Source organism: Streptomyces sp. NPDC050549, from assembly GCF_040655035.1.
Classification (GTDB): Bacteria; Actinomycetota; Actinomycetes; order Streptomycetales; family Streptomycetaceae; genus Streptomyces.
Window position 1 is genome coordinate 69,635 of the sequence record NZ_JBFAJD010000046.1, and the last position, 7,189, is coordinate 76,823.

Here is a 7,189-nt window from a genome sequence, read left to right on the forward strand (position 1 = left end):
TTGTGGCTCCTCCAGTCGGGTGGATCCTCCGGTGGGAGCGGACCGCCGGTTCAACGGCCGCACGGCACCGCGTTCGTCTCTCGCAGCCGGTACACGAGGTCACCGACGCTTGTGCTGTCAACCGCACCGAAGCTGGTATGAGCGGGCCGGTCGAGCCGTTCCAGGGCCGCACGGCGCTCCTCGACATTTCCGTCGGTCCGTGCCCGCTCCACCACATACGAGCGCATCAAGCTGTTCAGGGTGTAGACGGACTGTCCCCCGCCGTTGTCATGGACGAGGTCCACCACATGGACGTCGACCAGCTGGTCAATGAGGTCGTCCGTGTCATGCAGGGGCAGGTCGAGGAGGAGGGCCGCGGTCCAGGTGGAGAAGGTCGGGGACGACAGCAGGGACAGAAGGCGCAGGGCACGCCGCGCTGCCAGCGACAGCCGCTCGTAGCTGGTGGCGAAGACGTCTCGCAGCGCGAGGTCCGCGATCCGAAGTTCGTCCATCCGGCGATGCGGTTCGGCCAGCCGTCTGGTCATCCGGTTCAACGGCCACTGCGGGCGGGCAGCGAGCCGGGAGCCGACTATCCGGACGGCAAGCGGCAACCGGGCGCAGCTCTCGACGAGACTGCGGCTCGCCTTCGGCCATGCCGCCAGGCGTTCGGCACCGACGATGCTCTGCAACAGAGCGTGAGCCTCGGCGGAAGTGAACGGGGCAAGCGAGACAGGTCTGATGCCCGGCAGGGCGGAGAGCCGGGCTCGGCTGGTGAGCAGCACTCCGCAGCCGGCGATGCTCGGCAACAGAGGGCGTATCTGCCGTTCGTCGGCCACGTCGTCCAGAACGATGAGCGTACGGCGGCCGAGCAGGCGTCGGCGGCACAGTTCTTTGCGCCGGTCGGCAGATGCGCTGAGATCGCCCTCGTCAACGCCGAGCAGCCGGAGGATCTCGACGGTGATGTCATCGGCGGTCAGCGGGTCGGGGCGGCTGCCTCGCACGTCCACGAACAGTTGGCCGTCGGGATAGCGGGCGGAGACCAAGCCGGCAACCTGAAGGGCGAGCGTGGTCTTTCCGACTCCGGGCATCCCGATGACGACGCCTACGGCAGGCGGTCTGGTGCGGTGCCCGGGTGAGGTCAGCAGCTCCTTGAGTTCTGTCACCTCCGCCTGCCGACCGGTGAAATCGGCCGGCGCGGCGGGCAGTGGCCCTGGCGCAGCGGGACGCGTGGCCGCGCGCGAGCGTTGAACAGGACCGGCCAGTGCCGGATCTCCGACCAGGATGGCCTGGTGCAGGTTGCGCAGGGTGGGACCGGGGTCGATGCCCAGTGCCTCCGCCAGGGCCACTCGCCCCTCCTGGAAGACGGAGAGCGCGTCCGCCTGCCGGTCACACCGGTACAACGCTGTCATCAACTGGCCGCGGAGGCGTTCGCGCAGTGGGTGAGCCTTCGCCCATCCCATGAGTTCCGGCACCAGATCCGCGTGACGGCTCAGCGCGAGATCGGCTTCGATGCGCTCCTCCAGCACCGCAAGGCGGGTTTCCTCCAGATGGGGCCGCTCGCCCTCGGCCAATGATTCGGTGACGCCCCCGAGCACCGGCCCGGACCACGTGGCGAGCGCCGCCCGCAACAACTGGGAGGCCGCGGCGGCATCGCCTTTCCGGCCCGCTTCTCGGCCCAGTGCGGCCAGCCGCTCGAACTCCAGCAGGTCCACTGTGATCGGGAGTTCGGGGCTGGGCGTTTCGCGTGACGCGCCGAGCGGCATGCGCAGCAGGTATCCAGGGCGCTGCCGGATCACAGCCGCTTGAGGGCCGACCAGGTGGCGGAGCCTGGACATGTAGGTGTGGATCTGCGCGACGCAGGTGGCCGGTGGTAACTCACCCCATAACAAGGAGGTCAACGTCGCGTCACTGACAACCCGCCCCCGGGCCAACAGGAGTGCCGCGAGCACGGTACGGAGTTTCGGCCCGCCGAGCAGGACCTGGGTGTGATCCCGCCACACCTCAACTGGGCCAAGAACCTGAAATCTCATGTTTCCCCCAGTACTGGGCCACCCTGCCGAATCGGCTCAGGCAACTCATTTCCGACCATGGATACCGAAAGAAGAATGCCTAGTTTCAGACAGCAAAAAGTTCGACCATTTCGCACATTGCCTACCGGAAGCTCCGGCATGTTGCGCCCCGCCTCCATCGATAAGGCATGGCCGATTTCTAGCTCTTGACAACAGCAGCGGGCCACAGCATTGGGTGGAACTTTCGCACCAAACTCACACCACTGCACTCAAAGAATCCCATAAACCAACAGGTATATCGTACACAACTGTACAAGAATCCCACCACTCCGGCTAGCGAATTAATCGAATACCGATTCGGTGACACGTGCGATCCCAGCGTGTCTCACCGCTCGCTGCGGCCAGGCCGTCACGGCGAGATGTGTGCCACGCCCTGCGGCGCTTGTGGGCAAGATCCGTGCACTTTCGCGCCGCCCGGGCCTGGGCGGCGCGAAAGTGCGCGGGCCGGAGCGAGCGCTCCGCGACGAGTTCACTCCCGGGGCTACTCCCGGGAGCCGATCACGTCCGCGGGTTTGCCGGCCAGGGATACCCGAGCAGAGATCATCGTCGCGGCGAGAGCAAGACCCGCGGCGACCGCCACGACAGCTGCATAGATGAACGTGGACAGATAGGGAGCGGCGCTGCCCGTCATACCGATGGCGAACGCCGTGAGCGTCGCAATCGCGATGAGTGTGCCGACGACGACCGCGAGCAGCACAATCGCAAGCGACTCCAGACGCAGCATCCGCAGCACCTGCCGCCGAGTGGTTCCCACCAGCCGTAGCAACGCGAACTCTTGTGTGCGGCCCGTCGTGGACATGGCGAGCGTGTTGACCACGGCGATGGCGGTGAAGGCGATGATCATGCCCATCGCCACGAAGTTGACCGCGGCATTGGACTGCTGCTGGTCCGCACGGAGCGAGTCCACCTGATCGCCGTTGAGCACCTGGACTCCCGGATAGCCACGCACCACTTTGGCCAGGTCCTGCTTCGTCCGGTCCGTCTTGACGAGGACTGCGGAACTCAGCGGGTTGTCCACGTGAGCAGCCACCAGGTCGTGGGCCATGGTGAGATCGCCGAAGCCCAGGCCACGGTCGTACACCGCGACCACGGTGAGTCGGACTCGGGTGCCGTCTCCCATGGTCACTTCGACCTTGCTGCCCACGCCTCCGACGATGCGCTCGGCCACCTTGCTGACAGCCATGCCGTTCTGACCCAGCCCGTTCAGGGAGCCCGACACAACGCCCGGGTCCACGTTCTTGCTCAGGCCCTTCGGGGTGACACCCTGAATCTGGAACTTGTCCAAGCCCACTCGCACCGTGCTGCGCACGACCTCGGTCACCGTGCTGACGCCGGACAGTTCTCGCACCTTGTCCGCCGCGGAGTCGGGCACTCCAGGCCCCGAGGACGCAAGGGTGTAGTTCGCGAGGTTCCCCTCTCTGGCCTGGCTCTGGGATGCATGCCCCAAGGTCGACTGAACGAAGATGATGGTGCAGGTCATGCCGACCAACAGGGTGAGAGGAGTGAGGGCGCCGGAGAACCGTCGCAGGTTGGTACGGCTATTGGCCACCGCGAGATACCCACTGATCCGGGACAGCCTCAGCGGCCCGCTGAGCGCGGCGATGCCGGCCCGCGCGATGACCGGTCCCAGCAGTGCCACGGCAGTGGAAAGCATGATCACGCTCAGATAGGTGACAGGCGCGGATGCCGGCTCCGTGTGCAGGATGCTCAAGACGAACAACAGCACAATGCCCACGACCAGGAAGATCGCTCCGGCGACCAACCGGCGCATCACGAAAGGCCCGGTCTCCATCGCGGCCTCGGACAGCGCCTCCGCGGGGCGAATCTGCGCGACCCGCCGACCCGATACCCGGGCAGCGACCCACGCGCCGAGCACAGTGATCACCACTGCGGCGAGCATCGGATAGGGACTGAGCGTCAGCTTCAGTGTCTCGGGGATGGTGCCGAAGTCAACGAACTTTCCGTGCAGCCACACGGCGATCGGCAACCCCGCGACTGCGCCGGCGGCCCCCGCGACCAAGCCGATGATGGCGGCCTCGCGGCCGATGAGACCGCGGATCTGCCGGGGTGTCGCAGCGACTGCGCGCAACAGGGCCAGCTCCCGATAACGCTGTTGGATGGAGAGAGCGAAGGTCCCCACCACCACGAGGACGGCCACCAGCAGGGAGACCGCGGCAATGGCACCGCCCATGCTGATCAGCTGCACACGGGCCTTGCTGGCGCCGAGGAACTCCACGGCTCCGCGATCGTCGGCGCCGTGCACCTGGGCCGTGGTGCCGTCGAGAGCGTGCGAGATGGCGGTCTTGAGTTGTGCCTGGTCGACACCTTCGTCGGCGATCACCCCGACTACAGCCACCTGGTCGGCGCGTCCGCTCAGCCGCTCGGCCTCCTGCTGAGAGAAGAACAGCGATGACTGTTCTCCCAGATCGCCGGCCTTCGCGGCAGCGATACCTGAGACTCGATAGGTGGCCGGCGTGGTCGTGGATTGCACGGTCACCCGATCACCGGTCTTCAAGCCGGTCCGAGAGGCGATCTCCCTGTCGAGCACCACCTCGTCACTCGTCTGAGGGGCCCTGCCCGCCACCAACGCGAACGGAGTCAGCGCTGCCGACGTCCAGGAGTGGCCGAGCGATGCCTTTCCGTCCGGCCCTGAGACGATCTTCCCCTGATCCGTAACAAGGTAGGCGGGAAAGTCCAGTTCGGGCACCGCGGCCTTGACGCCGGGCACGGCCGCGATCTTCGTGGTGACGCCGGCCGGCAGCCAGACTCGCTCGTCGAGCGGTTTGGCCTTGTGCTTGACCTTCGTCTTACCGTGCTTCTTCTTCACCTTCACCTGGTGGACGTTCTGGTCCCCGGCCACCAGGATGGACGCCGCAGCGTAGCGTTCTGTCTCGATCTTCCCGGTCAACCCCGTCACCAACAGAGTTCCACAGGCGGTGACAAGGGCGGCGGCGCACAGCAGCGCGAGGAACGCTCCGATGAAGCCCCCCTTGCGGTACCGAAGGGTGCTGAAGGCGTACCGGATCATCAGGACCATGCTCCTAAGTGCGTCATACGTTCGGCGATCTGGTCGGCCGTCGGACCGTCCGAGTGGTCGACCACCCGTCCGTCGGCGAGAAACAGGACGCGGTGGGCGTAGGCGGCCGCAACCGGATCGTGCGTGACAAGGACGACCGTCTGCCCGGCCTCGTCGACGCAACTGCGCAACAACGTGAGGATCGCCTTGGCGGTGACGGTGTCGAGCGCACCCGTCGGCTCATCGCCGAAGATGACGTCGGGACGGGTGATGAGCGCCCGTGCGATGGCCACCCGCTGCTGCTGCCCGCCGGAGAGCTGTGAAGGCCGGTGGTCGACACGACCGGTCAGCCCGACACGGTGGATGATCTCGTCCAGCCATCCCCTGTCGGTGCGCTGTCCTGCGAGTCGTAGCGGCAAGGTGATGTTCTGACGGACTGTGAGTGCCGGGACCAGATTGAATGCCTGGAACACGAAGCCCACGCGCTGCCGCCGCAGATGCGTCAGCTCGGTCTCGTCCATTCCGGTCAGCTCACGGTCAGCGACCTTGACGGAGCCGGAGGTGGGCCGGTCCAAGCCTGCGGCGCAGTGCAGGAACGTACTCTTTCCGGATCCGGACGGGCCCATGACGGCTGTGAAGGTGCCGCGTGGAATCGTGACGGACACCTCGTTGAGAGCAGTGACTGCGTGAGCTCCGCGCCCATAGGTCTTGGTCACACCTTGGAGCGTCACGGCCTGGCCGATCGAATTCTCCGGTGTACTCGACCTGCCCCTGGATTTCATCCTCACGGGCTTTCTTCCCTTTCTGACGCGGGCTCGAATTCGGCCTCAGATACGACGGTCTCGTTGGTTTCTGCCGCGACTTGCTCCGGATCCGGTGCCGGGAGGGCGAAGAACCGGGTCAGCATGGTCCGCGCGCCGGCGGGGACCTCGTCGTCGGGCCGCTTGTAGCGGTTGAGCAGAGCGATGTAGTCCTCGAAAAAGGAGCGCAGTTCTTCAAAGGTCAGCCGCATCGAACCCCGCGAGTAGAGGAAGGCATCGGCCCACTCATCAAGATCGTCACTCTGCCGCCGAAGCTGCTCGAACAACTCAAGGTCCGCCGCGTAGGCCCGGCGGTTCATCTCGTCTATGACGGGGCGCATCTCCGGGCTCTGCCTGCTGCGCTCGGGAAAGCGGAGATCGACGGGTACGACCCGCCACCACCGCTCACGCCCATGCACCTGAGCGTCCTTGGGGACCTCTTCGATGAAGCCGTACCGGGCCAGCTCTCGGAGGTGGTAGCTGGTAGCCCCGGTGTTGAGGTCGAGCTCTCGCGCGAGCATCGCCGACGTGGCCGAGCCGAGCAGGGAGAGCTGCTGGAAGATCTGGTACCGGCGTGGGTGACTGAGCGTCTTCAGAGCCGCCAGATCAGCGATCTCTCTCAACCCGGGTTCTCCTGACACAGTATGCATAATTTCATGTGCACAGGCTTTTGTGCAACCTGCAGGCGTCGGTTGGCGCCCACCACTCGCCACGCGACTTCCGCGAGGGCGCGCTCTGAGACTCCCAGTCACTCGCGTCGCCCGCACCGCGGCGCCCCAACACGGCTCCGACCCTCGATCGGCCGTGAGGCCGCCAAGCCGTTCCTGTTCGAACGCGAACCGCTGGCGTCGATTCGCTACCGGTCGCCCGACGACTGAACGAAACCGAACAAACAGGTTGACCGGAGCCCGTACGACCAGCATCCGTTCTCTGCCTCCAGGCCCCAGCCTGAGGTTCCCCCGTCATGCGGGAGCCGCTGATCAGCTGGTCAGCAGGGGGTGACGGGTGTTCAGGTTCGTTGGTTCGGCCGTCGCCTGCTCGGCGTAGTACTTCTCCTCGAACTCGATCGGGCTGAGGAAGCCGAGCCGTTCCTGGATGCGGCGCGAGTTGTAGAAGCCGTCGATGTACTCGAAGAGCGCGAGATTCACCTCGGCCCTCGTGGTGAAGGTGCGGCCGCGGAGGCCCTCGGTTTTGATGAGCATCCAGAGGTTCTCCGCGAGGGCGTTGTCGTACGAGTCCCCGATGGAGCCCATGGACGCCTCAACTCCCGCTCGCATGAGCCGAGTTGTGAGCTTGATGGACGTATATTGACAGCCGTGGTCGGC

Annotated in this window: 5 protein-coding genes; all 5 read right to left on the bottom strand. The window is 65.8% G+C overall.

All coding sequences use genetic code 11. The features are described 5' to 3' along the window. Positions 1-50 precede the first annotated feature (50 nt). The gene (locus AB0I51_RS41330) at positions 51-2,009 is read right to left on the bottom strand and encodes a BTAD domain-containing putative transcriptional regulator (protein WP_362983534.1); all 1,959 of its coding nucleotides are present in this window, start codon (positions 2,007-2,009) and stop codon (positions 51-53) included. A gap of 520 nt (positions 2,010-2,529) precedes the next feature. Beyond that, the gene (locus AB0I51_RS41335) at positions 2,530-5,085 is read right to left on the bottom strand and encodes an FtsX-like permease family protein (RefSeq protein WP_362983535.1); all 2,556 of its coding nucleotides are present in this window, start codon (positions 5,083-5,085) and stop codon (positions 2,530-2,532) included. Further along, entirely contained in the window at positions 5,076-5,846 is a 771-nt protein-coding gene (locus AB0I51_RS41340) for an ABC transporter ATP-binding protein (RefSeq protein ID WP_362983543.1), read from the bottom strand. Before AB0I51_RS41340 ends, AB0I51_RS41335 begins: the two co-directional genes overlap by 10 nt. 2 nt (positions 5,847-5,848) lie before the next feature. After that, positions 5,849-6,487 (bottom strand): helix-turn-helix domain-containing protein, encoded by a 639-nt coding sequence (locus AB0I51_RS41345; RefSeq protein WP_362983536.1) that lies wholly within the window; start codon positions 6,485-6,487, stop codon positions 5,849-5,851. Positions 6,488-6,844: 357 nt separating this feature from the next. Next, a partial coding sequence (locus AB0I51_RS41350; RefSeq protein WP_362983537.1) for an IS3 family transposase occupies positions 6,845-7,189 on the bottom strand: 345 nt, incomplete at its 5' end.

Bases quoted from the DNA above. Each gene is read 5' to 3' on its own strand.
- AB0I51_RS41330 (WP_362983534.1), bottom strand. From the start codon at position 2,009: ATGAGATTTCAGGTTCTTGGCCCAGTTGAGGTGTGGCGGGATCACACC.
- AB0I51_RS41335 (WP_362983535.1), bottom strand. From the start codon at position 5,085: ATGGTCCTGATGATCCGGTACGCCTTCAGCACCCTTCGGTACCGCAAG.
- AB0I51_RS41340 (WP_362983543.1), bottom strand. From the start codon at position 5,846: ATGAAATCCAGGGGCAGGTCGAGTACACCGGAGAATTCGATCGGCCAG.